Origin of the sequence: Psychrobacter pulmonis (assembly GCF_904846465.1) — a bacterium.
Lineage (GTDB): Bacteria > Pseudomonadota > Gammaproteobacteria > Pseudomonadales > Moraxellaceae > Psychrobacter > Psychrobacter faecalis.
Map to the genome: position 1 here is coordinate 335,461 of NZ_CAJHAT010000001.1, position 25,357 is coordinate 360,817.

21 protein-coding genes and 1 pseudogene are annotated in these 25,357 nt (G+C 44.5%); 11 read left to right on the plus strand and 11 right to left on the minus strand.

What is annotated here, in order from left to right:
- Positions 1 to 106: 106 nt before the first annotated feature.
- The 3 genes from carB to JMX70_RS01425 form a co-directional block, all read right to left on the minus strand.
- Positions 107 to 3,361: a carbamoyl-phosphate synthase large subunit gene (carB, locus tag JMX70_RS01415; RefSeq protein ID WP_201588955.1), complete on the minus strand. Its 3,255-nt coding sequence runs from the start codon at positions 3,359 to 3,361 to the stop codon at positions 107 to 109.
- Between the two features lie 162 nt (positions 3,362 to 3,523).
- Complete coding sequence (gene carA, locus JMX70_RS01420; protein ID WP_201588958.1) at positions 3,524 to 4,756, minus strand: glutamine-hydrolyzing carbamoyl-phosphate synthase small subunit; 1,233 nt, start codon at positions 4,754 to 4,756, stop codon at positions 3,524 to 3,526.
- Positions 4,757 to 5,085: 329 nt separating this feature from the next.
- On the minus strand, positions 5,086 to 5,661 hold the full coding sequence (locus JMX70_RS01425; RefSeq protein ID WP_201588961.1) for a phosphatase PAP2 family protein: 576 nt from the start codon (positions 5,659 to 5,661) through the stop codon (positions 5,086 to 5,088).
- Positions 5,662 to 5,860: 199 nt separating this feature from the next.
- On the opposite strand from JMX70_RS01425, the gene JMX70_RS01430 reads away from it, so the two are divergent.
- Positions 5,861 to 6,397, plus strand: a complete 537-nt coding sequence (locus JMX70_RS01430; protein WP_201588964.1) for a gamma carbonic anhydrase family protein — start codon at positions 5,861 to 5,863, stop codon at positions 6,395 to 6,397.
- A gap of 19 nt (positions 6,398 to 6,416) precedes the next feature.
- Here JMX70_RS01430 and JMX70_RS01435 read toward each other — a convergent pair whose 3' ends face one another.
- Complete coding sequence (locus JMX70_RS01435; protein ID WP_198328059.1) at positions 6,417 to 6,863, minus strand: hypothetical protein; 447 nt, start codon at positions 6,861 to 6,863, stop codon at positions 6,417 to 6,419.
- Between the two features lie 195 nt (positions 6,864 to 7,058).
- On the opposite strand from JMX70_RS01435, the gene JMX70_RS01440 reads away from it, so the two are divergent.
- The 3 genes from JMX70_RS01440 to ppnP all read left to right on the plus strand — a co-directional run bounded on the left by JMX70_RS01440 (position 7,059) and on the right by ppnP (position 9,469).
- The gene (locus JMX70_RS01440) at positions 7,059 to 7,760 is read left to right on the plus strand and encodes an HAD family hydrolase (RefSeq protein WP_201588967.1); all 702 of its coding nucleotides are present in this window, start codon (positions 7,059 to 7,061) and stop codon (positions 7,758 to 7,760) included.
- A gap of 116 nt (positions 7,761 to 7,876) precedes the next feature.
- Positions 7,877 to 8,972, plus strand: a protein-coding gene (prfB, locus tag JMX70_RS01445) for a peptide chain release factor 2 (RefSeq protein WP_191691386.1) whose coding sequence is annotated in 2 segments (ribosomal slippage) — positions 7,877 to 7,948 and positions 7,950 to 8,972 — 1,095 coding nt in all. Because the reading frame shifts where the segments join, the coding sequence is not laid out codon by codon here.
- 212 nt (positions 8,973 to 9,184) lie between these two features.
- A complete protein-coding gene (gene ppnP, locus JMX70_RS01450; RefSeq protein ID WP_068408828.1) occupies positions 9,185 to 9,469 on the plus strand; it encodes a pyrimidine/purine nucleoside phosphorylase in 285 nt (94 codons plus the stop codon).
- A 90-nt stretch (positions 9,470 to 9,559) separates the two neighbouring features.
- Here the strand turns inward: ppnP and JMX70_RS12425 are convergent.
- Both JMX70_RS12425 and JMX70_RS12430 read right to left on the minus strand, forming a co-directional pair.
- Positions 9,560 to 9,820, minus strand: a pseudogene (locus tag JMX70_RS12425) (GNAT family N-acetyltransferase); the annotation flags it as partial.
- A 15-nt stretch (positions 9,821 to 9,835) separates the two neighbouring features.
- Positions 9,836 to 10,015 (minus strand): hypothetical protein, encoded by a 180-nt coding sequence (locus tag JMX70_RS12430; RefSeq protein WP_227671121.1) that lies wholly within the window; start codon positions 10,013 to 10,015, stop codon positions 9,836 to 9,838.
- Positions 10,016 to 10,205: 190 nt separating this feature from the next.
- Between JMX70_RS12430 and JMX70_RS01460 the strand changes: the two genes are divergently transcribed.
- The 7 genes from JMX70_RS01460 (at position 10,206) to JMX70_RS01490 (ending at position 21,208) form a co-directional block, all read left to right on the plus strand.
- On the plus strand, positions 10,206 to 11,339 hold the full coding sequence (locus JMX70_RS01460) for a DNA topoisomerase IB (protein WP_201588970.1): 1,134 nt from the start codon (positions 10,206 to 10,208) through the stop codon (positions 11,337 to 11,339).
- Between the two features lie 210 nt (positions 11,340 to 11,549).
- Entirely contained in the window at positions 11,550 to 13,274 is a 1,725-nt protein-coding gene (locus JMX70_RS01465) for an AMP-binding protein (RefSeq protein WP_201588973.1), read from the plus strand.
- A 223-nt stretch (positions 13,275 to 13,497) separates the two neighbouring features.
- Positions 13,498 to 14,289 (plus strand): SDR family NAD(P)-dependent oxidoreductase, encoded by a 792-nt coding sequence (locus tag JMX70_RS01470; RefSeq protein WP_201588976.1) that lies wholly within the window; start codon positions 13,498 to 13,500, stop codon positions 14,287 to 14,289.
- A gap of 127 nt (positions 14,290 to 14,416) precedes the next feature.
- Positions 14,417 to 14,983 (plus strand): L,D-transpeptidase family protein, encoded by a 567-nt coding sequence (locus tag JMX70_RS01475; RefSeq protein WP_201588979.1) that lies wholly within the window; start codon positions 14,417 to 14,419, stop codon positions 14,981 to 14,983.
- Positions 14,984 to 15,370: 387 nt separating this feature from the next.
- Entirely contained in the window at positions 15,371 to 17,968 is a 2,598-nt protein-coding gene (gene clpB, locus JMX70_RS01480; protein WP_201588981.1) for an ATP-dependent chaperone ClpB, read from the plus strand.
- A 207-nt stretch (positions 17,969 to 18,175) separates the two neighbouring features.
- A complete protein-coding gene (locus JMX70_RS01485; RefSeq protein ID WP_201588984.1) occupies positions 18,176 to 19,426 on the plus strand; it encodes a PQQ-dependent sugar dehydrogenase in 1,251 nt (416 codons plus the stop codon).
- A 132-nt stretch (positions 19,427 to 19,558) separates the two neighbouring features.
- On the plus strand, positions 19,559 to 21,208 hold the full coding sequence (locus JMX70_RS01490) for a BCCT family transporter (protein WP_201588987.1): 1,650 nt from the start codon (positions 19,559 to 19,561) through the stop codon (positions 21,206 to 21,208).
- A gap of 356 nt (positions 21,209 to 21,564) precedes the next feature.
- Here the strand turns inward: JMX70_RS01490 and JMX70_RS01495 are convergent, their stop codons facing one another.
- The 5 genes from JMX70_RS01495 to nth all read right to left on the minus strand — a co-directional run bounded on the left by JMX70_RS01495 (position 21,565) and on the right by nth (position 25,294).
- Positions 21,565 to 21,894: a hypothetical protein gene (locus JMX70_RS01495; RefSeq protein ID WP_144297078.1), complete on the minus strand. Its 330-nt coding sequence runs from the start codon at positions 21,892 to 21,894 to the stop codon at positions 21,565 to 21,567.
- A gap of 217 nt (positions 21,895 to 22,111) precedes the next feature.
- A complete protein-coding gene (locus JMX70_RS01500) occupies positions 22,112 to 22,408 on the minus strand; it encodes a DUF3144 domain-containing protein (protein ID WP_102077162.1) in 297 nt (98 codons plus the stop codon).
- A gap of 228 nt (positions 22,409 to 22,636) precedes the next feature.
- The gene (gene metK, locus JMX70_RS01505; RefSeq protein ID WP_102077141.1) at positions 22,637 to 23,803 is read right to left on the minus strand and encodes a methionine adenosyltransferase; all 1,167 of its coding nucleotides are present in this window, start codon (positions 23,801 to 23,803) and stop codon (positions 22,637 to 22,639) included.
- A gap of 144 nt (positions 23,804 to 23,947) precedes the next feature.
- Complete coding sequence (locus tag JMX70_RS01510; protein ID WP_198328047.1) at positions 23,948 to 24,544, minus strand: DJ-1/PfpI family protein; 597 nt, start codon at positions 24,542 to 24,544, stop codon at positions 23,948 to 23,950.
- A gap of 54 nt (positions 24,545 to 24,598) precedes the next feature.
- Positions 24,599 to 25,294: an endonuclease III gene (gene nth, locus JMX70_RS01515; protein ID WP_102077140.1), complete on the minus strand. Its 696-nt coding sequence runs from the start codon at positions 25,292 to 25,294 to the stop codon at positions 24,599 to 24,601.
- Positions 25,295 to 25,357: the final 63 nt, after the last annotated feature.

Genomic DNA, 25,357 nt, shown 5'->3' on the forward strand with positions numbered 1-25,357 from the left:
AAGTACTATAGTCGTATAAAAACCAGACATAATTTTTGCCAACGCTTTTAAATAAACGTCACTATGATGCTTAATCTACTGAAATTATACCACCAAGTCAATAGTGCTAAGCGATAGTCTTTGCTTGTTCATGCAAATCTTGTAGCTTATACACATCAAACGGTAGGTCAATCGCATAAGATTTACAAACTGCATCTGCCGCGCCTAATGTCGTGACGTAGAATACTTTACCTTGTAGGGCACTGCGGCGGATAGAGAATGAATCCTCTTGCGCCTGTTTGCCTTCAGTAGTATTGATAATAAGGTCAATTTTGCCATTTTTCAAGGCATCGACGATATGTGGGCGACCTTCGGTGACTTTGTTAATTTGCTTACATTCAATACCGTTTTCCGCCAGTACTTTTTGCGTACCAGTGGTGGCAACAATGTTAAAGCCAAAATCTAGAAGCTGGCGAGCGATAGGAGTGACTTGCTCTTTATCGCTATCACGCACCGAGATAAAGACAGTTTTGGTTTCGCCCTCAGTTGGTAGACCTGGCAGACGCTCATTACTACCGATAACCGCTTTGTAGAATGCTTCGCCAAAGGTTTTACCAACGCCCATGACTTCACCGGTTGATTTCATCTCAGGGCTCAAGATTGGGTCAACACCCGGGAATTTAGCAAATGGGAATACCGCTTCTTTGACCGCATAAAATGCTGGGACGATTTCAGTGGTAAAACCTTGATCTTTCAATGACGTACCAGCCATACAGCGCGCCGCGACTTGTGCTAATGACGTACCGATACATTTAGATACGAAAGGTACGGTACGGGCTGCACGTGGGTTCACCTCTAGAATGTAAACCGTTTCGCCTTTTACCGCGAACTGAACGTTCATCAAACCGACGACGCCAAGCTCTTTTGCCATCGCAACGGTTTGCGCGCGCATTTTATCGCAAAGCTCATCTGATAATGAGTAAGGTGGTAATGAGCAGGCTGAGTCGCCAGAGTGTACGCCAGCTTGTTCGATATGCTGCATGATACCGCCAATCACCACGTCAGTGCCGTCGCAGACACAGTCAACATCGACTTCGATGGCATCATCTAAGAAGCGGTCAAGGAGTACAGGCGCTTCGTTTGACGCTTGAACCGCGGTGCGCAAGTAATGTCTTAACTCGTCTTCGTTATAGACGATTTCCATCGCGCGACCACCAAGTACATATGATGGGCGGACTACTAGCGGATAGCCAACGTCTTTGGCTTTAACCAAACCATCTTCTAAGCTTGTCGCTAACGCATTGGTTGGTTGCACAAGATTCAATTGCTGAATCATATGCTGAAAGCGTTCGCGGTCTTCAGCACGGTCGATCGCATCAGGACTGGTACCGATGATTTTGACGCCAGCAGCTTCAAGCGCACGCGCCAGTTTCAATGGCGTTTGACCGCCAAATTGCACAATCACGCCGTCTGGATTTTCGATACGCACGATTTCTAACACATCTTCAAGCGTGATTGGCTCAAAATACAGACGGTCTGAGGTGTCATAATCGGTTGAAACCGTTTCTGGGTTACAGTTAACCATGATGGTCTCGTAGCCGTCTTCGCGCATGGCAAGGGCTGCGTGAACACAGCAATAGTCAAACTCGATACCTTGACCGATACGGTTTGGACCGCCACCGATAACCATGATTTTCTTGTTATCCGTTGGATTGGCTTCACATTCGCTATCGTACGTTGAGTACATATAAGCGGTGCTGGTGGCAAATTCTGCTGCACAGGTATCGACGCGTTTATATACTGGATAAACGTTTAAATCCCAACGCTTTTTGCGTAGTTGTTTTTGTGAGACGCCAAGCAATTTTGCCAAACGTAAATCTGATAAGCCTTTACGCTTAAAGCTACGCAGATTTTGCTCAGTTAAACCGCCAAAGCCTAGGGCTTTAACTTGTACTTCGGTTTTGACAATGTCTTCAATTTGTACCAAAAACCATGGGTCGATTTTGGTTAAATTAAACACTTCATCGACGCTCATGCCGATACGGAAAGCATCGGCAAGATAATAAATGCGCTCAGGTGTTGGAATGGTTAAGCGATTGTTAATCTCGCTACGGGCTTTTTCAATACTGACTTTTGCTAAGTCGATTTGCTCATCAAAACCATCATTGCCGGTTTCCATGCCGCGCAGGGCTTTTTGCATCGATTCTTGGAAGTTGCGACCGATTGCCATCACTTCACCAACCGATTTCATCTGGGTTGATAACACACTGTCGGCTTGTGGGAATTTCTCAAAGTTAAAGCGAGGTATTTTGGTCACAACATAATCGAGCGCCGGCTCAAAGCTCGCTGGCGTTTTGCCGCCTGTGATGTCATTTTGCAATTCATCTAGGGTATAACCAATCGCCAATTTGGCAGCGATTTTAGCAATCGGGAAGCCGGTTGCTTTTGATGCCAATGCCGATGAGCGTGAGACACGCGGGTTCATCTCGATGACGACCATACGACCCGTGTCAGGGTTGATACCGAACTGGACGTTTGAGCCGCCTGTTTCCACACCGATTTCACGCAGTACGGCTAATGAAGCATTACGCATGATTTGGTATTCTTTGTCGGTCAAAGTTTGTGCTGGGGCGACTGTGATTGAGTCGCCGGTATGCACGCCCATTGGGTCAAAGTTCTCAATCGCACAAATGATGATGCAGTTGTCGTTTTTATCACGAACCACTTCCATCTCATATTCTTTCCAGCCGATTAGTGACTCATCAATAAGCAATTGATGGTTCGGTGATAAGTCAAAACCGCGCTCACAAATCTCGATAAATTCGTCACGATTGTACGCAATACCGCCGCCTGAACCGCCCATGGTAAATGACGGACGAATGATGCACGGATAGCCCATTTTTTCTTGGGTTGCAAAGGCCTCTTCCATGGTCTCAGCGGTTTCAGCGCGCGGGCATTCAAGGCCGATACGCTTCATGGCTTTATCAAATAAGTTGCGGTCTTCTGCCATCTCGATTGAGTCTTTGGTCGCGCCAATCAATTCACAGTTGTATTTGGTCAAGACGCCATGTTTGTCTAGGTCTAAAGCACAGTTTAGCGCTGTCTGTCCGCCCATCGTTGGCAGGATAGCATCAGGACGCTCTTTAGCAATGATTTGCTCAACCGTCTGCCAGGTAATCGGCTCGATATAAGTCGCATCAGCCATGACAGGATCGGTCATGATGGTTGCAGGGTTTGAGTTGACCAAGATGACGCGGTAGCCTTCTTCTTTTAGCGCTTTACACGCCTGCGCGCCTGAGTAGTCAAACTCACATGCTTGACCGATGACGATGGGGCCTGCGCCAATGATAAGAATGCTTTTTATGTCGGTACGTTTTGGCATAGTTAGGGCTACCTTCGTTTGGGTGATATTTTGAGTAATCTGTATTTTAACGATATGTTCGATAATACTTATCGTGTCTGCTAGGGTGCAGCTTGAACCACCATCTGTGCTTCAAGCTTTATACTTATATTTATTCTCTGTTTGCGGTTAACTATTGATAAGTTACGCTTTTGCCGCTGCCATCATATCCGCAAACCTATCAAACAGTGGCGCAGCATCATGTGGACCAGGGCTGGCTTCTGGGTGACCTTGAAAACTAAAGACCGGCTTATTGGTCAGTTCAATGCCTTGGTTGGTACCATCAAATAATGAGCGATGGGTAGATTTAACGTTATCAGGCAAGGTGTCTTCATCAACGGCAAAACCATGGTTTTGACTGGTAATCATCACCGTACCAGTGGCTAAGTCTTGTACTGGATGATTGGCACCATGATGGCCGGTTTTCATCTTAATGGTGTTGGCACCGCTGGCAAGACCAATGAGCTGATGACCTAAGCAGATACCAAAGGTTGGAATGTCGGTTTCTTCAATGATATGACGGACCGCATCGATAGCGTAATCACAAGCCGCAGGATCGCCAGGACCATTTGATAAGAAGATACCGTCTGGATTCATTGCTAACACATCTGCAATAGGCGTTTGGGCGGGTACGACCGTCACATGACAACCGCGGTCTACGAGCATACGCAGGATATTGGTTTTGCTACCAAAATCGTAGGCGACAACGTTGTATTTTGAGTCAACATGGGTGCCAAGCTGTTTAAAAAAGCCGCCCGTACCGCTATCATGGCTGCCCGGTATATCGCGGTTGAGTAGGGTGTCTGACAAATCCCAGCTGCCTGCTGTCCATTCAAACGTCTTCGGCGTACAGCATTCTCTTGCCAAGTCCATGCCTTCGATACCAGCGAATTCTTGCGCCAATTTAATCGCTTGCTGCTCATCTTCGCTGCTAATCGTTGCGCCGTTAGAAGCGGTCATGATACAACCGTTTTGTGCACCTTTATCACGTAATAAGCGCGTCAACTGGCGGGTATCGATATCAGCAATGGCGACCGTATCATGGTTCTGTAAATAATCCGTCAATGACTCTGAGTTACGGAAGTTTGAAGTGACCATCGTCGCGTCACGAATGATAAGCCCTTCAGCCCATACTTGATGGCCATTACCAGATTCGACATCTTCAGCGTTGGTGCCAGTATTGCCGATGTGCGGATAGGTAAGCGTGACCAGCTGGCGCGCGTAACTTGGGTCAGTTAGAATTTCTTGGTACCCTGTCATGGCTGTATTAAATACCACCTCACCGACACGATGACCAAGACTACCGATACTCAAACCGCGAAAAATAGTACCGTCTGCTAGTGCCAAAATTGCTTGTATTTCTGCCGATGAATTCAAGGGTTGCCTCCGCTGTTATGGGTGAGTGCCGTGATGTTTTATGATAAAAATTTTGTTCTAAAATGGCTTTTTAGAGGTATTTAAATACTGCTAAATACACATAAAAAAGGGCTGAAGCCAAATTTTTTCCACAAAAAAGCGAGAAGACATCATAGATGAAAAGGTACAGGATTCACTAAGGGTGAATGAGTAACTTGCATCATGTCCGCTCGCTTTGGCACAGATTTTGCGCATTATACTAGAGTTTTGCGTTAAGGGCTAGCATCTTATCTCTTCTGTTATTTCTAATGTCTGTATTTAGTGCTTTCAAATGGGATAAATAAGTGCTATTAAAAATTATAATGCACCGATACCCCATAATAGTCGGGTGCTAAATTGGTGGCGATGTGCACTTGGTCGTCATAATAGCTTTTGGTTAAATACATACTACTGGCAATTCCTAATGCTGCCCCTGCCACCACGTCGGCCACATCATGCTCATCGGCTTCAACACGACTATAAGCCACGAAACCTGCGCCAATATACGCAGGAATGCTATATTCTAAGCCATAGCGTTTATGGATAAAGCTGGCACCCTGAAACGCCATCGAGGTATGGCCAGAAGGGAAGGAATCCTCATCACGGCCATTGGGTCGCTCTTTGTCTATCACCGACTTTAGGACTTGCGTCGTAGCAACGTTGGTCGCAAATGAATAGTAAAATTGCTGACGACCCTCTTTATCATCCATATAATAAGTGCTACCGTAAGCAGCAGCTGGGATAGCAAAGCTCAGCACATCGCCCACTTTACTAGTAGTGCTACTGTCTGCGTGAGCAGGGAGAGTGACGATAACGCCACTGGTTAATAGGACGCTAGATAATAGAATAGTCGTTGGATGTTTTTTACTGCTTTTAATGATAAACATGGCGGCGAGCCTAAAGAGGATTTATGGGCGGCATTATACTATAAAGTTTTTATAAAATAGTTTTTATAAAATTTTACAGCTATTTATGACTTACAAGCTTTACACCATATTTATTTAAGACAAGACTATAACGCTATCATTTTTTACCACACTTTTACTATTTATAAACGTTTATGAGAATAATGACTAAGGATGGATGATGATTTATCAATATTTAGACAAAACGCCAGAGTTTGCCGTACCATTTAACGGTTGGGTAGCTGATACCGCACGCGTAATAGGCGATGTGTATTTGGGTCATCAAGCCAACGTCTGGTTTGGGGCGGTGATACGCGGTGACAACGAGCGCATTCATATCGGCGATTATAGTAATGTACAAGAAAACAGCGTCATTCATACCGATGCTGGTATTGAGGTTAAAATCGGCGATTACGTCACCATTGGCCATTTAGCGATGTTGCATGGCTGCGAAGTTGGTGATAATAGCCTGATTGGTATCGGTGCGGTGGTATTGAATAATGCCAAAATCGGCAAAAACTGTATCATTGGTGCCAAAGCTTTGGTCACCGAAGGTAAAGAGATACCGGATAATTCGCTGGTGATAGGCGCGCCGGCAAAAGTGGTCAAAACCTTAAGCGATGAGCAAGCGGCAATGTTAAAGCTATCAGCTATGCATTATGCGGAGCGCTGTCAGAAATTTAAAACCGGCCTAACAGAAATAGCGATGCCTGATTGAGGCATCAGAAAGCGGAATTTTATGCCATTAGCATCATGATAAGCCAAATAACGGCAAAAATGATAATACCGATAATCAGTCCGCGGAAGATATCATGGCGTATAGAATGGTCATTAAGGTAATAATTATTACTCGTATCATCGATATTTAAAGCATTGACGCTTTCAGCGCCGGCGCTTTTACCGACAATAAAACCCGTTAACGCCCCCAAAACTAGCATAAACGGCGTGAATAGCCAGAATATCTCGCCATTGCCCATACCGGCGATGGAGCGAATAACAACGATGGCAAGGTCGATAAGTAAGCCGCCAAAACCATATAACAGAGCGTTTAACAGCGCATAAAGTAGACGCTCTAAAGGCGATTGATAGCTTTTGCCTAACTGCCGTCGCCTGATTTCTCTGATGGAGCGGGCAGGACGTCGCGGTCGGTTGGACAAAGCAGTTTTATCATCAGGCGCTTTCATACAGTTCTCTATTGTTATTATCAAGCAGATTAAAGATAAGGTAATGAGATATTAAAGTAAATAAGTTAGCATAATTATGTTTAGTAAACAGTAGACTTATAGCGCATGATGCAACACGTTTTATATCCAATAATTTTCTAACATATTTTATAGTCAAAAAATCATTCCTTTAATTAATAAAAACAAGGCTCCATTATGCAGGCAACACAAGCGGGACAAGCTCCAAAAGAGTTGGCACTTTTTGATTTAGACCATACGTTACTCGATGTCGATAGCGATTACCTATGGGGCGAGTATATCGTCAAGCATAATCTGGTTGACGAAGCTGAATATCGCACCGCCAATCAAAAGTTTTATCAAGATTATATCGAAGGTACGCTCGATGCGACCGAATACAATGAATTTGTCGCGCAGTTTTTGAGCAGTTTACCGATGGACAGACTGCATGAGCTACGCGAAGATTATATTAAGACGGAAATCGAGCCGCATATTCGCCCAAAAGCCATGGAGGCGCTCTGTCATCACGTCGAGCAGGGTCACGACGTGGTGATTATTTCTGCCACCAACAACTTTGTGGTATCCGCCATTGCCAAGCATTTCGGTATTGAAGATGCCAATGTGCTCTCGACACCGCTTGAAATTCAAAACGAGCGTTATACCGGTAAATTAACCGATAAGCCCAATTTTAAAGAAGGTAAAATCTACCATCTAGACAAGTGGCTTAATAAAAAGCAATTAGCGGGTATCACTTTTGATAAAACTTATGCCTATTCAGATTCCAAAAATGACATCCCATTACTCGAATGGGCGGATGTGGCTATCTGCGTGTCACCCGATGATGCGCTACATGCGCACGCGCTTGCCCATCGCTGGGCAGTAGAAGATTGGACGATTTAGCTGGTCTATAGCTATTTAATATAAAGGCAGTATTAATTAGCCAACTATTTAGCATCAATCTCATTTAAAATAGCGCCATATCAGTAAGATATTTATTTAAAAAGACAGGAAACTTTATGGAAATCAATCCGTATCAAGAACGTATCAAAGATTTATCTGAGCGTGGGCAGGATTTGCGGAGGTATCTTTGACTTCGACGGTAAGCAAGAACGCTTAGAGGAAGTCAATTTAGAGTTGGAAAACCCTGAGCTGTGGAATGATCCAGAGCGCGCGACCAAGATTAATAAAGAAAAAAGTCAGCTTGATGGCGTCATCGACGTTGTGGTTTCGCTTGAAATGACTTTAGCAGATGCCGCTGCCATGCTTGATTTAGCAGTAGAAGCAGAAGACGAATCCTTGCTTGCTGATGTGCAAGCAGAGCTCGACAATGCGGAGAAACGCGTTGCGGATTTAGAGTTCCGCCGGATGTTTAGCGGTGAGATGGATCCGAACAATTGCTACTTGGATATCCAGTCGGGTAGTGGTGGCACCGAAGCGCAAGATTGGGCAGAAATGCTGCTGCGGATGTACACGCGCTGGGCCGAATCTCATGGCTTTAAAGTCGAAGTTATCGAAGTATCGTCAGGTAGTGTCGCTGGCATTAAGTCAGCGACGATTGAGATTAAAGGCGATTATGCCTTTGGTTGGTTACGTACCGAAATTGGCGTGCATCGCTTAGTGCGTAAGTCACCATTTGATAGTAATAATGGTCGTCATACTTCCTTTGCCGCCGTTTTTGTATCGCCTGAAATCGATGACAACGTTGAAATTGATATCAATCCAGCCGATTTGCGTATCGATACTTACCGCTCATCAGGCGCGGGTGGTCAGCACGTGAACACCACCGATTCTGCGGTGCGTATTACTCACGAGCCAAGTGGCGTGGTGGTCACGTGTCAGAACGAGCGTAGCCAACATGGAAACAGAGCGACGGCGATGAAAATGCTCCGCGCCAAGTTGTATGAGCTTGAGATGCAAAAACGTATGGAGAGCCAGCAAGCGGTCGAGGATAATAAATCTGATGTCGGTTGGGGCAGTCAAATCCGCTCTTATGTACTCGATGACTCGCGTATCAAAGACTTGCGTACTGGTGTTGAAACCTTTAATACTGGCGCGGTATTAGATGGCGACCTCGATCAATTTATTGTAGCAAGCTTAAAAGCTGGGCTGTAAATTTAGTCTATAAACACTATCGACTGCTATACATAAAAGGAACAGCAATAGCCTATTATAAAGGCGATTTAATAAAGATAAACGAGCGACTTTGAGAGTTTACGAACAACAGAGCCGAGTGTTCTTTATTAAATTGCTATGCTGTTATAGATGGGCTATTGCTGCTATTTAATCACTAATCAGACTTTAAACGAAACGACTTAAGGAAAATTATGCCAAGCGTTAATAACTATTTTGATAATAAAGTGACTTCTATTGCCTTTCAAACGGCAACCCTGCCAGCTACCGTCGGCGTGATGGAAATTGGTGAGTATGAGTTTGGTACTAGCGAATTTGAAACCATGAGCGTAGTCAGTGGGGCATTGACGGTTAAATTGCCAGAAAGCGATGAGTGGCAAACCTTTAAGGCTGGCGAGCAATTTACCGTTGAAGCCAATCAGAAGTTTCAAGTAAAAGTAGACGTTGAAAGTGCTTATTTATGTACTTATGGTAAATAATCATTTTTAGTTTAGATTTGTGTCGTAAAAAAACGCCAAGCGTTTAACACTTGGCGTTTTTTTATGGCTGTGTTTTTTGATAAGTTTAAGTCATAAATCTTTGCGATATTGCACCATATCAGTTTTAGTAGCGATTACATCATAGAGTTTGCGCGCCGTCGCATTGTCTTCTTGCGTCGTCCAATAAACACGGTTGCAGTTTTTCTCATTGGCAAATTCATACACCTGTTCGATCAGTGCGCGCCCAACGCCTTGCCCGCGAACCGCATCACTAACGTATAAATCTTCTAAGTAACAACATTCTGTCGTATTCCAAGTATTGGGATGTAGTACCACATGCGTGATACCTACTAACTTGTCGTCCTGCTACGCACCAAAGCCATAAATCGGCACATCGCTTTCAAGTAGGTTGTGCCATGTCTTTTCTGTGGTACTTGGCGGCAGACGAGTTTCATAAAAGGTTAAATAACTTTGCCACAATTTTAACCAAGCGTCGTAATCCGCTTTAGACAATGGAGCTATAAATAACGGGACTATTTTTATCAAAGTATTTGTCATTATATTTATTTGACTTAAGTTGTGGGGTTCGGCGAATTATGGCTCAAAATCTCATCGTTTAGAACCTTTCAAAGCGGTGTTTTACACATCGATTACACTTTGCTTGTGGCAAACAAACAGCAAAAATAGCCGCAATTCATTATCCTAAAACGACTATTTGATTAATTGAGTATTTTTTATGGCGAAGCTAGATGACCAAACGACCACGCAAGATGTGCGCCATGATTATGAACATTTGGCGCGCTTGGCCAACTTACGCTACGTCAGCGATGATGAGCCAGGGTTTACTCGCAGGCGTTGGGGCCGCGGCTTTACTTATAAAGACGCCACCGGCAAAACGGTCAAAGATAAAGCGTTGCGTCAGCGTTTTGATGCCTTGGTCATTCCGCCGATGTGGTCAGAGGTTTGGATATGCCAAGATGTTAAAGGTCATCTGCAATCGACAGGCCGCGATGACAAAGCGCGCAAGCAGTACCTATATCATCCCGAATGGAATCGCGTGCGAGACAATGCTAAGTTTGCAGCGATGATAGGCTTTGCTGAAACGTTGCCAAATCTGCGAGCGCAAGTCGAAAAAGACTTGGAGGCAGCGCCACTATCACGCGCCAATGTACTCGCCGCCGTGGTTAAATTGCTGGAAACTACCTTAATTCGTATCGGTAATAGCCGCTATGCGAAGATGAATAAAAGCTATGGCTTAAGCACCTTACGTAGCAGGCACGTCAGCGAAACGGATAATGGCTTGGCGTTTGATTTTGTCGGGAAAAGTGCCAAAGAGCATCATATTGAACTGCAAGACGAGCGCTTAATTGAGATTGTACAAGCCTGCTCTGAGCTGCCAGGTTATCAGATTTTTAAATATTTGGATGATAATGGTGATAAGCAAGTCGTCGATAGTAGCGATATCAATGACTATATACGGTCGCATACTGGCGGTCATTATAGTGAGGGCAAGACATACCGCAGCAATGTATATAGCGCCAAGGATTTTCGTACTTGGATGGCAAGCGTCCTTGCGGCCAGTTATTTGTACGATGAGCTGCAGAGCTCGAATGGCAGAGAAATATTAGCCAGTGAGCCTAATAGCAATGAGCGCCAGCAGCTGGTCGTTGATATGGTCAAAGAAGTCGCAGAAGAGCTTGGCAATACGCCTGCTGTTTGCCGAGCGTCTTATATCAATCCGGTTATTATCGAGCGCTTTTTAGCAGGGCAGTTTTTTGAGTGTTATAAACAAGCGCGCCGTGGCCGTACCAAACAATATCAAAGCTGCGAAGAGAAAGCGCTGCTAGGCTTTTTAAATGCTATCCAATAAATTTATTTTTAGCAAAACTCGTATTAATTTCTGAAAAATGATACGTTATGTATTGATATAAATATAAAAATGCGTTACTAATAGAGTATACGCATTTTTATATGCGCAAACCATAAGAGCAAATAGTGACTAGGATAGGACTGTTTGACTTCTAATAAAGTGCTGATATCGTCTATCGTCAGCGACTCTCTATTGCTAAAGGATTAGCTTATGAACACCACCTCTTCCAATCATTCGTCCGCAAACTCTACTAAAGATACTACCCACACACCAACGAGCTACAACGATTACTATCATAATTTTGATATGAATGCGTTATTGGCAGAAATCTATGGCGAGCATTTAGATGACCGTTTAAATGCTTATATGGCTTGCTGTGGTCGTCATGTGCGTGACGGGCGCGGCGATAATCTAGCCTTAGTGCATGAAGATACCGCTGGTAATGTGACGCGCATGACTTTTGCAGAGCTTGATAAAGCAAGTGCGCAAGTGGCCAATTTATTAACATCCTACGGCGTACAAGTTGGCGACCAAGTAGCGACCATGCTCCCGCGTACCCCTGAGCTGCTCACCATTGTACTAGCGACTTGGCGGATTGGCGCAGTCTATCAACCCCTATTTACCGCTTTTGGCTATGATTCGATTAAATACCGCATGGATAAAGCCAATACCAAAGTGGTTTTTACCAATATTGATAACCGCAGTAAATTCGAAGACTTAGCCGAGCAGACCAAAATGGTCATGGTGGGCAGTCAGAATGATGCGCAAGCTGATAATGAAAGCAAATGGGCTGATGATAATTGTGCTCAGATGATGGCGACCCAGCCGCAAACGCTAGAGGCGGTTTTGCTCAATGAAGATACAGCGTTTTTGCAAATGTTTACCTCGGGTACGGTCGGTAAATCAAAAGGCGTCAGTGTGCCGTTATCAGCGCTATCTGCTTTTTATCTGTATATGCGCTATGCGATTGATTTGCGCGCTGATGATAACTATTGGAATATGGCCGATCCCGGCTGGGCATATGGGCTATATTACGCGATTACGGGGCCTTTATTGATGGGCGTCACGACTTACTTTAACGAGGCGGGCTTTGATGCTGCCAATACCCGCGACTTTATGGTTCGTCATAAGATTACCAATTTGGCCTCTTCGCCAACGGCGTTTCGGATGATGAAATCTAGCGGTGTGTTTGAGAAATCACATGACGATGCTAGCGCCCGTTTATCACTGCGCTGTGCCAATTCAGCAGGCGAAACTTTAAATACTGAAGTCGTAAACTGGGTCGAGACGTATTTAAACTGCCAAGTAAAGGACCAATACGGCCAAACAGAGACGGGCATGACCTGCTGTTCGCACCATGCATTAGCACATGAATGTCCTACTGGCTCGATGGGCATGGCGCTACCGGGTCACACACTCGTCGTATTAGGTGATGACATGCAAGTATTGCCTGATAGTGAACAAGGACAGCTTGCCGTAGTGGTTAGCCAATCGCCAGCGTTTTATTTCCGCGGTTATAGCTGGAATGAAAAAGACGCCTTTGTGGATGATTACTATTTGACTGGCGATGTGGTCGAGCGTCATAGCGATGGCAGCTATTGGTTTTCTGGGCGTGATGATGACATTATCATTACGGCAGGCTACCGCGTAGGGCCTACGGATGTGGAAAACACCGTGCTCGAGCATGAGGCAGTGGCAGAATCCGCCGCCGTTGGCGTGCCAGATGAGGTGCGCGGTCATACGATTAAGTCTTATGTGGTGCTAAAAGATGGCATCGAAGGGACGGATGAGATTGCTAAGGAAATTCAAGACTTAGTGCGCAGACGCCTATCGACGCATGCGTATCCGCGTGAGGTTGGATTTGTCGCGGAATTACCAAAAACGCCAAGCGGTAAAATCCAGCGTTTCTTGCTGCGCAGTTTGTCTGCGGCATAGATTATTGGAGATTTCGATAGCCGTTTAAGACAATAAAGTATAGTCCATTCAAGATAACATCGTTACGCTAATAGTTATGTGCGACTGGTATAAATTTTCCTTGCTTGCTACTACCGCAGAGGCTACGAAAAATTCATCCCAGTCGCACTGTATCTATTTTACAGTGAATTCATTATGGTTAGCTTAAAAAATACCAGTAAAAACCTCGATTAAAGGAATAATTATGCAAATTGAACAACACAGCTTTTTGGTTACTGGCGGTGCATCAGGTTTAGGTGAGTCAGTGGTTCGCGCTATCGTCGCTCAAGGCGGCAAGGTCGTCATTGCTGATTTGAACGAGTCAATTGGGCAAGCTTTGGTCAACGAGTTGGGTGATAATGTACGCTTTGCACGTTGTGATGTGACCAGTGGTGATGAGGTGCAAGCGGCCGTTGAGTTGGCTGAAAAAGAGTTTGGTGGTCTGCAAGGTTCTATTAACTGTGCAGGTGTTGCTGTGGTACAAAAGTTGCTTGATCGCGAAAATAACCCAGCGGATCTTGATGCTTTTAGTCGCGGGGTTAATATCAACCTCGTGGGTTCTTTTAACGTCGCGCGTTTGGTGGCGGCCAGTATTGCTAAGCGGGTTGCTAATATTGACAATACAGAAAGCGCTAATGAGAAGAATGCTGATAATGGCATCATTATCAATACTGCCTCTATCGCAGCTTTTGATGGGCAAGTAGGGCAAGCCAGCTATTCATCATCAAAAGCGGGCGTCGTTGGCCTTACTTTACCGCTAGCGCGTGAGCTGGCACGTCACGGTATTCGCGTCATGACGATTGCTCCTGGTGTTTTCGCCACGCCGATGATGCAGAGTATCCCTGAAAAAGCGCGCGAGCAGTTAGAAGCAGGCGTACCTTATCCTAAGCGTTTGGGCAATCCAAATGAGTTTGCCAAATTGGTCACGCATATTATCGATAACGCTTATTTAAATGGTGAAGTGATTCGCCTCGATGGCGCGATTCGTATGGTATAACGACTGTCAGAAGGTGCTTTTATCTTATTCATTATTTTTGCACAGCGTTTAGCGCCAAAAAATGGCATAGTGCTTTGATATATTATGACTCATTGCTATTAAATATTAGTTATATGGATTAAAGCCTATGTTATTTTTTCGTCCAAATTTTAGGGAATATTCAAATTGGTGTTCTATTGCGATAGTGCTTGGCCTTGCCATTTTTAGCACAAGTGCCATCGCTACTACTAAGAATACTGCCAATCAACCGCAGACCATTCCTAGTGACGTTATTATTGATAAGGTTTTCGTCGATAAATCTGCTCGTACCCTGCAGCTACTAAGTGATGATAAGGTGATTAAATCTTATCATATTGCGCTCGGTGGTAATCCTATTGGACATAAGCAACAACAAGGCGACCAGCGTACCCCTGTTGGCAGCTATACACTCGATTATAAAAATGAAAAATCTAAATTCTATCGCTCTATCCACATAAGTTATCCAAATACTACCGATAAAGCCCGAGCCAAATCACGAGGCGTCAGTGCTGGCGGTGATATCATGATTCATGGGCAAAAAAACGGTTTTGGTGCATTGGGTCTACTGAACCAGCAACGCGATTGGACGGAAGGCTGTATAGCCGTGACCAATGATGAGATGGATGAAATCATGGCTGCGGTAAAGGTTGGTACACCGATCGAAATCGTAGAATAAATAGTTTGTTAATCTCCCGCATTTGACTGTTTTAGTCGTCCGCTAAAATACATTTCTCTCTGTCTGTACAGCCTCAAGACTTCCTAATTTTTCTTTACTAATCTCTCTTGAAATCTCTTATAAATGTGCCTATTAATACTTTAACCTTATATCATTGTTATGAGTAAGGTTTAATTTTTTGCAGATTTTACCTTTGCTCATATATGTGCTGCATAGGTCGATACCAACAAGTCAATAAATACTATTGACAATAGTTAAAATGACATTGAAATATTACTCAACAAACCTTATATAGATAACAACGAAAAGCTTGCGGCACCTTAATACTTATAAAAAGCCGCAGCGACTAGCAGATACAAACGACTATTAATGATTAAAGGACACACTATGAGATTCGAGAAATTTACCCAAAAATTGCAATCAGCGATTCAAGAAGCCCAAAGTTTGGCGCTAGGTCGCGACCACACTGGGATTGACCCTGTGCATTTGCTGGCCGTATTGCTACAAGATGAGTCTAACTTATCTATCTGTCAGCAAGCCGGCGCGTCTATTCCAGCATTAAAAAATGGCGTGGCAAAAGCGCTTGACAATCAGGCGACAATTAGCGAGCCAACTGGTGACGTTAATCTAAACCCAAATTCGGTGAAGATTTTGAACTTGGCCGATCGCCAAGCGCAAAAAGAGGGCGATGATTTTATCGCCACTGAATGGGTGATGTTGGCACTTGCTGAGCAAGGCGACACCAAAAAGATATTTGAAAGTGCTGGGGTGACGGCAAGTAAGCTAAAAGCGGTCATTGAGCAACTGCGAGGTGATGAAACGGTGAATAATCAAAACGCCGAAGATCAGCGTGATGCGTTGAATAAATATACCATTAATTTAACTGAGCAGGCGGAGCTTGGTAAGCTCGATCCGGTGATTGGTCGTGACGAAGAGATTCGCCGTACCATTCAGGTGCTATCGCGTCGTACCAAAAACAACCCTGTGCTCATCGGTGAACCAGGTGTTGGTAAAACCGCCATCGTTGAAGGCTTGGCGCAAAAAATCATCAATGGCGATGTGCCAGAAGGACTACGCCGTAAAGAAGTGTTGTCGTTAGACTTAGGCGCGCTTATTGCGGGGGCAAAATTCCGCGGTGAGTTTGAAGAGCGTCTCAAAGCGGTTCTGAGTGATTTGGCGAAGCAAGAAGGTAATGTCATCTTATTTATTGATGAGCTGCACACCATGGTCGGCGCTGGTAAGTCAGAAGGCGCGATGGATGCAGGCAATATGCTAAAACCTGCGCTTGCTCGCGGTGAGCTGCACTGCGTCGGTGCGACGACCTTGGACGAGTATCGTCAATTTATTGAAAAAGATGCTGCGCTTGAGCGTCGTTTCCAAAAAGTATTGGTCGATGAGCCAACGGTCGAAGATACCATCGCGATTTTGCGTGGTCTAAAAGAGCGTTATGAGCTGCATCATGGTGTCGATATTCAAGACAGCGCGATTATCGCCGCAGCGCGCATGAGCCATCGTTATATTACCGATCGCAAGCTGCCAGATAAGGCGATTGATTTAATCGATGAAGCGGCAAGTCGCCTACGTATGGAGATGGACAGCAAACCTGAAGCACTCGGTAAGCTTGATAGCCGTTTGATTCAGCTAAAAATGCAGCGCGAAGTACTCAAAAACGAAGAAGATGCCGGCGCGCAAGCAGAGCGTAAAGTGCTTGATAGCCAAATCGAAGAGCTAGAAAAAGAGTACGCGGATCTTAATGAGATTTGGCAAGCGGAAAAAGCGCTGGTTAAAGGCAGTCAGCAGCTAAAAGACGAGCTGGATAAAGCGCGTATTGCTTATGATAAAGCCAGCCGCGAAGGCGACTATGAAACCATGAGTAAGCTGCAGTATGAAACCATTCCGCAGCTTGAGCGCCGTATTCACGAGTCTGATTTGGCTGAGCAAAAAGAACAGAGCGGTGAAGATAGCGGCGTAAAACTGCTACGTAATAAAGTCACGGATAACGAAATCGCCGAGGTCGTGGCAGCGGCGACTGGTATTCCAGTGAGCAAAATGATGCAAGGCGAGCGTGATAAGATGCTGGCGATGGAAGAAAAGCTCCATGAGCGCGTCATCGGTCAAGACGAAGCGGTCGAAGCCGTTGCCAATGCCGTGCGCCGTAGCCGAGCTGGTTTGTCAGATCCCAATCGTCCTTCTGGGTCGTTCTTGTTCCTTGGACCAACGGGTGTTGGTAAAACGGAGTTGACCAAATCACTGGCGAACTTCTTGTTTGATAGTGAGGATGCAATTGTTCGTATCGACATGAGTGAGTACATGGAGAAACACAGCGTTAGCCGTTTGGTGGGCGCGCCTCCAGGTTATGTCGGTTATGAAGAGGGCGGTACGTTGACCGAAGCGGTACGCCGTAAGCCTTATAGCGTGATATTGTTTGATGAGGTCGAAAAAGCGCATCCTGACGTGTTTAATATCTTGCTACAAGTGCTAGACGATGGTCGCTTGACCGATTCGCAAGGCCGCGTGGTCGACTTTAAAAATACCGTTATTATTATGACCAGTAACTTGGGTTCGCATAAAATTCAAGAAATGGTCGGTGAGAGCTACGAGGATATCAAAGCGGAAGTCATGGAGTCGGTCGGGCAGCATTTCCGCCCAGAGTTCGTCAACCGTATTGATGAAATTGTGGTTTTCCATCCGCTTGGTATGTCGCAGATGGCAGGTATTGCCGATATTCAATTGGATCGTTTACGTCAACGTATTCAAGAGCGTGAGATGGATATCGAGCTATCGGCAGATGCGATGAATAAATTGGTCGCAGTGGGTTATGACCCTGTGTATGGTGCGCGTCCACTCAAACGTGCTATTCAGCAAGAGATCGAAAACCCATTGTCATTGAAACTGTTGGCCGGTGATTTCGTCCCAGGCGATATCATCAAAATCGATGTCGGCGCTGATGATAAGCTAACGTTTGATAAGCTTAGAATGAGCTAAAATAAACGTTCGTTTTAACATACATTGGTTAAATATCATTTGCTGAATGGTATAAACCTAAAAACCCTTTACTTCTCTATATCTTATATAGGCAGGTAAGGGGTTTTTTTTGTGCCAATATTATTTACCGTTTGCGCGCTTTGATTGTGGTATAAATAATGATAGTGCATATAAGAATATGAAAAATTTAAGGGAGGTGACATCAGGATGATAACCAATGAGAAATCAACAAATACGCCATTACTATTATCATTAGTCATGACATCACTGCTGTTTAGTGCTTCTGCATGCTCCAATCCTGCCGCCGTCAATACCAATAACGATTTGACCGAGTATAAAGAAGGGCAAGCTGCTGCTAATAACTCAGCATCAAATACTGAAAAACCCGCCTTTACAACCAAGACGGTCGCTAGCTTCGATGAACCTTGGGCAATGACCGCATTACCTCGCATTCATAATCAGCCACTCAAACTGCTCATAACCCAAAAAGCAGGCGAGCTTTTGATTGTTGATACGGCAACAGGTGTCAAGACAAGCGTTAATGGTGTGCCAAAAGTGGCGTATGGCGGGCAGGGCGGACTTGGCGATATCATTCTTGCGCCAGATTTTGCTACTTCTAATAATATCTATATCAGCTATGTCGAGGCGGGCACAGGAAGCGACAGTAATAAATTTGGGGCAAAAGTTATCAAAGCGACGTTAACGGGCTTAGATACTGACGCGCCACGCTTGCAAGCCATAACGCCCATCTGGGAGCAAACCCCGAAACTAAAAGGACAAGGACATTATAGCCATCGCTTGCTTTTTTCACCTGACGGGCAGTATTTATATATCAGCTCAGGCGAGCGTCAAGAAAAAACACCAGCACAAGATATGAGTGTGAATTTGGGTAAAATTATCAGATTACATCCTGATGGTTCAGTGCCAGCCGATAATCCATTTGCGCAAAATGGCAGCGATATTGCTACCCAATTTTGGACGATTGGTCATCGTAACGTACTTGGTATGGCATTCGATGATAAAGGTAGGTTGTGGGCGCATGAAATGGGGCCGCGCGGTGGTGACGAATTTAATCTGATAGAAAAAGGCAATAATTACGGCTGGCCCGTGGTCTCGAACGGACGCAATTATTCCGGGACGGATATCCCTGATCATGATACGCGCCCTGATTTCGTCGCGCCAAAAATATCGTGGACGCCTGTAATATCACCGTCGTCGATTAGCATTTATCAGACTGGTAAATATAATGATTTTCCAGCGTGGCAAGGTAATGCCCTTATCAGCGGCTTGTCATCAAAAGCGCTTATCGTGGTTAGGTTTGCTGACAATAACGGCGCTGCAGAACGCTATCGCTATGATATGGGTGAACGAATTCGTAGTGTCTTAACCGTCGATGGGCAGGTGTGGTTATTAGAAGATGGCGATAAAGGTAGGCTGCTGCAATTACTACCTCGATAGCCATTTAAATAACTAATTAGACTGCGAGTCGTATTACTAATAAAAGAGTCTAGTCGCCCTTATCTTGTAGTAAATTGATAATTAGGGCACAGTTTGTTAAGGTAGCCTTTCTTAAATTTAAGGTTTTAGCCAATGAACGAAGTAAAAGTAAGTAAACTTGGACCCTTTCCAAAGGTAAATAAACCGGTGTTTATTACCTCAAGTGTCTTAATCGTCGGTTTTATTATCTTTGGTTCGTTATTTTCTGAAACGGCAGCAACACTTTTTAGCTTCTTACAGGCCTTTATCGCCGAAAAATTCCGCTGGTTGTTTATCATCTTATTCAATATGGCATTGGTATTCTGTATTTATCTGACTGCCAGTCGCTACGGTGATATACGTCTAGGCAAACAGACGGAGCGACCGCAATATAGCTTATTTTCATGGATTGCAATGTTGTTTTCGGCGGGCATCGGGATTGGACTGGTGTATTGGGGGACGGCTGAGCCTTTATATCACTTTATGGCGCCGCCGCTTGGTGAGGCAGAAACCTTAGAGTCGGCAAAACAAGCGATGAATCTGTCGTTTTTACATTGGGGGCTGCATGCATGGGCGATTTATACCATTGTTGCACTGTCGCTTGCGTACTTTCACTTTCGCCGTGGTTTGCCGTTATCGATACGCTCAACCCTTTATCCTATTCTTGGACAAAGGATTTATGGTAAATGGGGGCATACGGTCGATGTCTTAGCCGTGTTTGGCACCATGTTTGGGGTCGTGACCTCTTTAGGTCTTGGCGTTATGCAAATTAACGCAGGTCTTGAAGGCTTGTTCGGTATTCCCTCTACTTTAACGATACAGTTTATCATCATTGCTTTTGTGACCTCATTAGCTTGTGGTTCACTGATGCTCGGTCTTGATAAAGGTATCAAACGTCTTAGTGATATTAATATGGGGCTGACCGGTATTTTATTGGCGTTTATGGTAATTTTAGGCCCAACGCTATTTATCTTTGACAGTTTTATAGAAAACGTGGGCAATTATTTGGCAAACATTGTCACGTTGTCGACGTGGAGCGAAGCCTATAGTAATACCGATTGGCAAAAAGCTTGGACGATATTTTATTGGGCATGGTGGGTCAGCTGGTCGCCATTTGTCGGTGTCTTTATTGCGCGTATCAGCCGTGGACGTACCATTCGTGAGTTTGTATTTGGCGTGCTGCTGATACCGATGACGATTTTGTTTTTTTGGTTTACGACTTTTGGCGGTGTGGCGATACAGATGGAGCTGCTCGCCGGCATGAATCCTGAGGTGGTTAGCCCAGGATTGGTCGCGGCAGTGCAAGTCGATTACGGTAGTGCCATCTTTAAGCTGGTTGAATATTATCCATTGACCAAACCGATTACCTTATTAATTGTGGTGATGATTGTCCTTTGGTTTGTGACCTCATCAGACTCAGCCAGTTTTGTCATCGATATGCTGACGGCGGGCGGTGATACCAATCCACCCAAAATCCAGCGTTTATTTTGGGCGTTGATGCAAGGTTTGATTGCCGCCATATTATTGGCAGCGGGCGGTTTAGATGCCCTGCAAGCGGCGGCTATTGTGGCAGGTCTACCTTTTGCGTTGGTCATCTTTGTGATGATGTATGCGTTACTGCGCGGTATGAGCCGCGACCGACTTATCTTATATCGCAATCAGCAGCGTTATATTACCGATGAGTCAGCTGACCATAATTCGGCCAGTGAGTTTGTCGATGAGGACTTATTAAAAGGTCCGCCTAAAATTGTTAAAGGTGATTAATTAAGCTGCGTATAGTCGGTGTAAAATCAATAGATACGTGAGTTAGCACGTGCAACTGGTATAAATTTTCCTTGCTTGCCGCTATCACAGAGGCTACGCAAAACTCATCCCAGTCGCACTGATTGATTTAGAGCGAACCTACTGTTAGCGGTTCTAAAAATATCGGCTTTAAAATCGTTTTTATTAAACCAATCATGTAGTTAGCTGCCGTTGGTTTTACTTAAAAACACAATATAATAATTGTCATTTAAAATCTTAAGATGCATCGTTGTCTTAGGATTTTTTATGGACATTTAATCATTTATAGGTTTTAAACTGGTAATTTTCACAACGACAATTTTACAGCCACACTGTCACTATAAACATTCACCTTTGACATAGCTGACGGCTTCAGGAGTGCTACAAGCTGAGCAAGCATTGCCCGCCGTACGATAGCTTATCACTGAGCCGACTTGCGTTTTTACGCAGACCGGATCGTATTGCGCTGTACACATGGTTTTTGCAGGGTCAAAGGTTGGACACTGTGCTACAAGGCCTTTTGGGGGTTGACTGGTGTTAGAGGCGGGCGGCTGAATGGGCGTGCTATCAGGCATCGGGTTTGAGTTAGAACTAATATTGTTACAACCTGCTAAAGCTAGCATAAAGCTTATGGTGACTGTAAGTTTGAAAGTAGAGAGCGCGCGCATAATAAATATCCTTATATCGTTTTATCATTTATTTTTGCATTAAACGCCAGTTTCAAACAAAAAGCAAATGTGCTATTCGTTTTTTAATTCGTCGCTGATATTTAATAAGCATATTATTAGAGTAACAAAAAACCCAAGCTACGAAGGCTTGGGCTTTTGATATTAATTCTTATACGTTTCTTGACTGAGCTTTTATAAACTTAGAGCTTTTATAAACTTACTGCGCAGGTTTATCCTCTTTATTAAGCTGCACATATTTATCAAAGTTTTGTGCGTAATCAGTCAAGTTGTCGCTTAACATTTGGCGATATTGTTTGGTATAAAACTCAACGATATCGTCTTTTTCTTTAGCAAAATCATCGCCTTTTACAAAGCCAATCGAGGCAACTGACGCACTATAACGCGCTGCTGCATACAGCAATGACGCGCCAACTTGGCCTGAGTGAGCGTTAGGGCCCAGTTGACTATTGGCGACGCCAATGATTTCGTCAGCACGTTGATAGAACGCTTGCATTTCAGGAGTGATTTCAAGAGCGGTATCAATTTCGTCATTTTGGCTATTATTTAAAGCGTCATTTAAAGCATCGTTTAGCGCGTCATTTTGAGCATTGTCTGGCATATTGTCTTGAGACATCAGCGACTCCTAAGAATGGTAAGTAAATTTGAATATATCATGACGGTCTTTAAACTTGATACGTATGAAGACCGAATACATCTAAAAAATGGAAACAAGTGAACAGTCTTATAAACCTGCATCGGCTTTTAAGATTTCCGCTTTGTCCGTTTTTTCCCACGTAAAAGCAGTTTCAGAGCCTTGGCGACCAAAATGTCCAAAAGTTGCGGTTTGCTGATACATCGGCTGCAATAAATTGAGCATACGCGTAATACCATAAGGACGTAGGTCAAAATGTTTACGAATCAAGCTGATGATTTCATCGTTACTGATTTTATTAGTACCAAAAGTATTAATTGAAATCGAAGTCGGTTCAGCAACGCCAATCGCGTAGCTGACTTGTACTTCACAGCGATCGGCAATACCGGCAGCGACGATGTTTTTGGCCACATAACGTACTGCATAGGCAGCGCTGCGATCGACTTTTGAAGGATCTTTACCACTAAAGGCACCGCCACCATGACGCGCCATACCGCCGTAAGTATCGACGATAATTTTACGGCCAGTCAAACCAGCATCGCCGACAGGACCGCCAATGACAAATTTGCCAGTTGGGTTGATATGATAGCGCGTACCAGCGTGCAATAAGTCTGCTGGCAGTACTTGTTTGATAATCGATTCCATGACCGCTTCTTGCAAATCTGTTTGTGAGATGCTTGGATCATGCTGCGTTGATAACACCACGGCATCAATGGCAATCGGTTTATTACCGTCGTATTTGAGGGTCACTTGTGCTTTGGCATCGGGACGTAACCAAGGCAATTCACCAGCGCGGCGCAGCTCAGATTGACGCTCCATCAAGCGATGCGCATATTCGATAGGCGCGGGCATCAATACTTCAGTCTCATTGCTGGCATAACCGAACATCAAACCTTGGTCGCCTGCCCCTTGTTCTTCAGGGCTGCTACGATCAACCCCTTGGGCGATTTCTGGCGACTGCTTACCGAGCATATTAATAACGGCACAAGTCTCACCATCAAAACCCAAGTCTGAGTGATGATAGCCGATGCCATTTACCGTATCACGGACGATACGCTCAACGTCGATATTGGCAGTCGTGGTCACTTCGCCTGCCAAGATCACCGCACCTGTTTTGACCAGTGTTTCGCACGCCACGCGCGCATGTAAATCTTCACGTAAAATGGCATCAAGAATAGCATCTGATATTTGGTCAGCCATTTTGTCAGGATGACCTTCGCTCACAGATTCTGAGGTAAATAAGTTGTATTCGCGCATAATGGGATCGCTTAATTGCAGGGACTGTAATATATAAACTCAGTCATTATTAAATGTTAACGGAAAATAGAAGGTAAAAGTGAATCAAAAAATTATGGTATTTTAACGTGAATCGAGCTAAAACTCTAGTGTCAGCCATGACGCCTAACTATTGTAGAAATCATCGAGGCGGCTATCTTCTTGCCAACGGTATTCTGTATAGACAGCAACTTCTTTTGCGTTATCGCGACCTTGTCTGTCAGCAATAAAGCCGAGCGCCATATCCATGCCAGCTGTGACGCCTGAAGAAGTGTAAAACTTGCCATCTACGACCCAGCGCGCCTGCTTTATCCAATCCACCTGATCTGATTGTTCGGTCACCCATTGCCAAGCACGCTTGTTCGACGTCGCTCGTTTATGGTCCAAAACACCTGCCTTCGCCAATAGAGCGCTACCTGTACAGACGCTAAGTACCCAGTCGGCATTGTCAGCGAGCATGGTCAAGGTCTGCAAAAAATGACTATCATTAATCAGTGGACGTGTACCTTTACCGCCGACGACCAATAGTATATTCGTTTGATGAGCTAACTCTGCTACTGCGACAGTTTGCAAGGCAACACCATGATGGTTATGAATGATACCACCTTTCATTGACGCAAACTGAATGTGAAACTCGTTAGGTAAACTACCAAATAGCTCAATAGGTCCAAATAAGTCTAAAGTTTCAAAGTCGTCAAATACGAGTGCGGTCAAGGTTTGCATCCTGCTTCCTTAAGTTAAAGCTGAAGTACTTAGAAAGAAAATCTTTAAAAGTCTTTAAAGCTCTAAAAACTTGGCTTTGTCTTTAAACATACATTCTTCATAAACAGGACAAGCGCCGCATTTTGGCGTGCGAGCTTGACAAGTATAGCGCCCATGCAAAATCAAATAATGATGCGCATCTACGATAAAGTCGTCTGGGATACGTTCGAGCAGTTTTTTCTCAACGATTAAGACGTTTTTACCCGTGGCAAGTCCTGTACGATTGCCGACGCGAAAGATATGGGTATCGACCGCCATCGTCGGCTGTCCAAAGGCGGTATTTAACACCACGTTTGCCGTCTTACGCCCGACACCTGCTAGAGATTCTAAATCTTTACGGTTATCAGGAACGGTGCTATCAAACTTCTCAATCAAGTCACGGCAAGTTTTAATAACGTTTTTGGCTTTGGCGTTATATAAACCGATATTCTTAATATACGCTTTCAGTCCTTCTTCGCCTAATGCCAAAATAGACTCAGGCGTATTGGCAACCGGATAAAGCTGGTTGGTGGCGATATTGACGCTGACATCGGTCGCCTGCGCCGATAATATGACGGCGATAAGCAGCTCAAAGTTGCTGTTATAATTGAGCTCAGTCACTGGCTCATCAATCGTCGCCGCCAGTTTCTCAAAAAATGGCCGCACATCACGATTGGGCATGCGCCTCGATGGCGGTGTATCGGCAGTTTTATGTTTAACGGTTTTACTCATGGCATTGTTAGCACTGTTTTATTCATTATTTTATTCATTGGTTATTCAAAATTAGAGATGGGT

What these genes read in the sequence shown, in the direction of transcription:
- carB (WP_201588955.1), bottom strand. Translation starts at nt 3,361, where the DNA reads ATGCCAAAACGTACCGACATAAAAAGCATTCTTATCATTGGCGCAGGC.
- JMX70_RS01425 (WP_201588961.1), bottom strand. Translation starts at nt 5,661, where the DNA reads ATGTTTATCATTAAAAGCAGTAAAAAACATCCAACGACTATTCTATTA.
- JMX70_RS01430 (WP_201588964.1), top strand. Translation starts at nt 5,861, where the DNA reads ATGATTTATCAATATTTAGACAAAACGCCAGAGTTTGCCGTACCATTT.
- JMX70_RS01435 (WP_198328059.1), bottom strand. Translation starts at nt 6,863, where the DNA reads ATGAAAGCGCCTGATGATAAAACTGCTTTGTCCAACCGACCGCGACGT.
- JMX70_RS01440 (WP_201588967.1), top strand. Translation starts at nt 7,059, where the DNA reads ATGCAGGCAACACAAGCGGGACAAGCTCCAAAAGAGTTGGCACTTTTT.
- ppnP (WP_068408828.1), top strand. Translation starts at nt 9,185, where the DNA reads ATGCCAAGCGTTAATAACTATTTTGATAATAAAGTGACTTCTATTGCC.
- JMX70_RS01460 (WP_201588970.1), top strand. Translation starts at nt 10,206, where the DNA reads ATGGCGAAGCTAGATGACCAAACGACCACGCAAGATGTGCGCCATGAT.
- JMX70_RS01465 (WP_201588973.1), top strand. Translation starts at nt 11,550, where the DNA reads ATGAACACCACCTCTTCCAATCATTCGTCCGCAAACTCTACTAAAGAT.
- JMX70_RS01470 (WP_201588976.1), top strand. Translation starts at nt 13,498, where the DNA reads ATGCAAATTGAACAACACAGCTTTTTGGTTACTGGCGGTGCATCAGGT.
- JMX70_RS01475 (WP_201588979.1), top strand. Translation starts at nt 14,417, where the DNA reads ATGTTATTTTTTCGTCCAAATTTTAGGGAATATTCAAATTGGTGTTCT.
- clpB (WP_201588981.1), top strand. Translation starts at nt 15,371, where the DNA reads ATGAGATTCGAGAAATTTACCCAAAAATTGCAATCAGCGATTCAAGAA.
- JMX70_RS01485 (WP_201588984.1), top strand. Translation starts at nt 18,176, where the DNA reads ATGATAACCAATGAGAAATCAACAAATACGCCATTACTATTATCATTA.
- JMX70_RS01490 (WP_201588987.1), top strand. Translation starts at nt 19,559, where the DNA reads ATGAACGAAGTAAAAGTAAGTAAACTTGGACCCTTTCCAAAGGTAAAT.
- JMX70_RS01495 (WP_144297078.1), bottom strand. Translation starts at nt 21,894, where the DNA reads ATGCGCGCGCTCTCTACTTTCAAACTTACAGTCACCATAAGCTTTATG.
- JMX70_RS01500 (WP_102077162.1), bottom strand. Translation starts at nt 22,408, where the DNA reads ATGCAAGCGTTCTATCAACGTGCTGACGAAATCATTGGCGTCGCCAAT.
- metK (WP_102077141.1), bottom strand. Translation starts at nt 23,803, where the DNA reads ATGCGCGAATACAACTTATTTACCTCAGAATCTGTGAGCGAAGGTCAT.
- JMX70_RS01510 (WP_198328047.1), bottom strand. Translation starts at nt 24,544, where the DNA reads ATGCAAACCTTGACCGCACTCGTATTTGACGACTTTGAAACTTTAGAC.
- nth (WP_102077140.1), bottom strand. Translation starts at nt 25,294, where the DNA reads ATGAGTAAAACCGTTAAACATAAAACTGCCGATACACCGCCATCGAGG.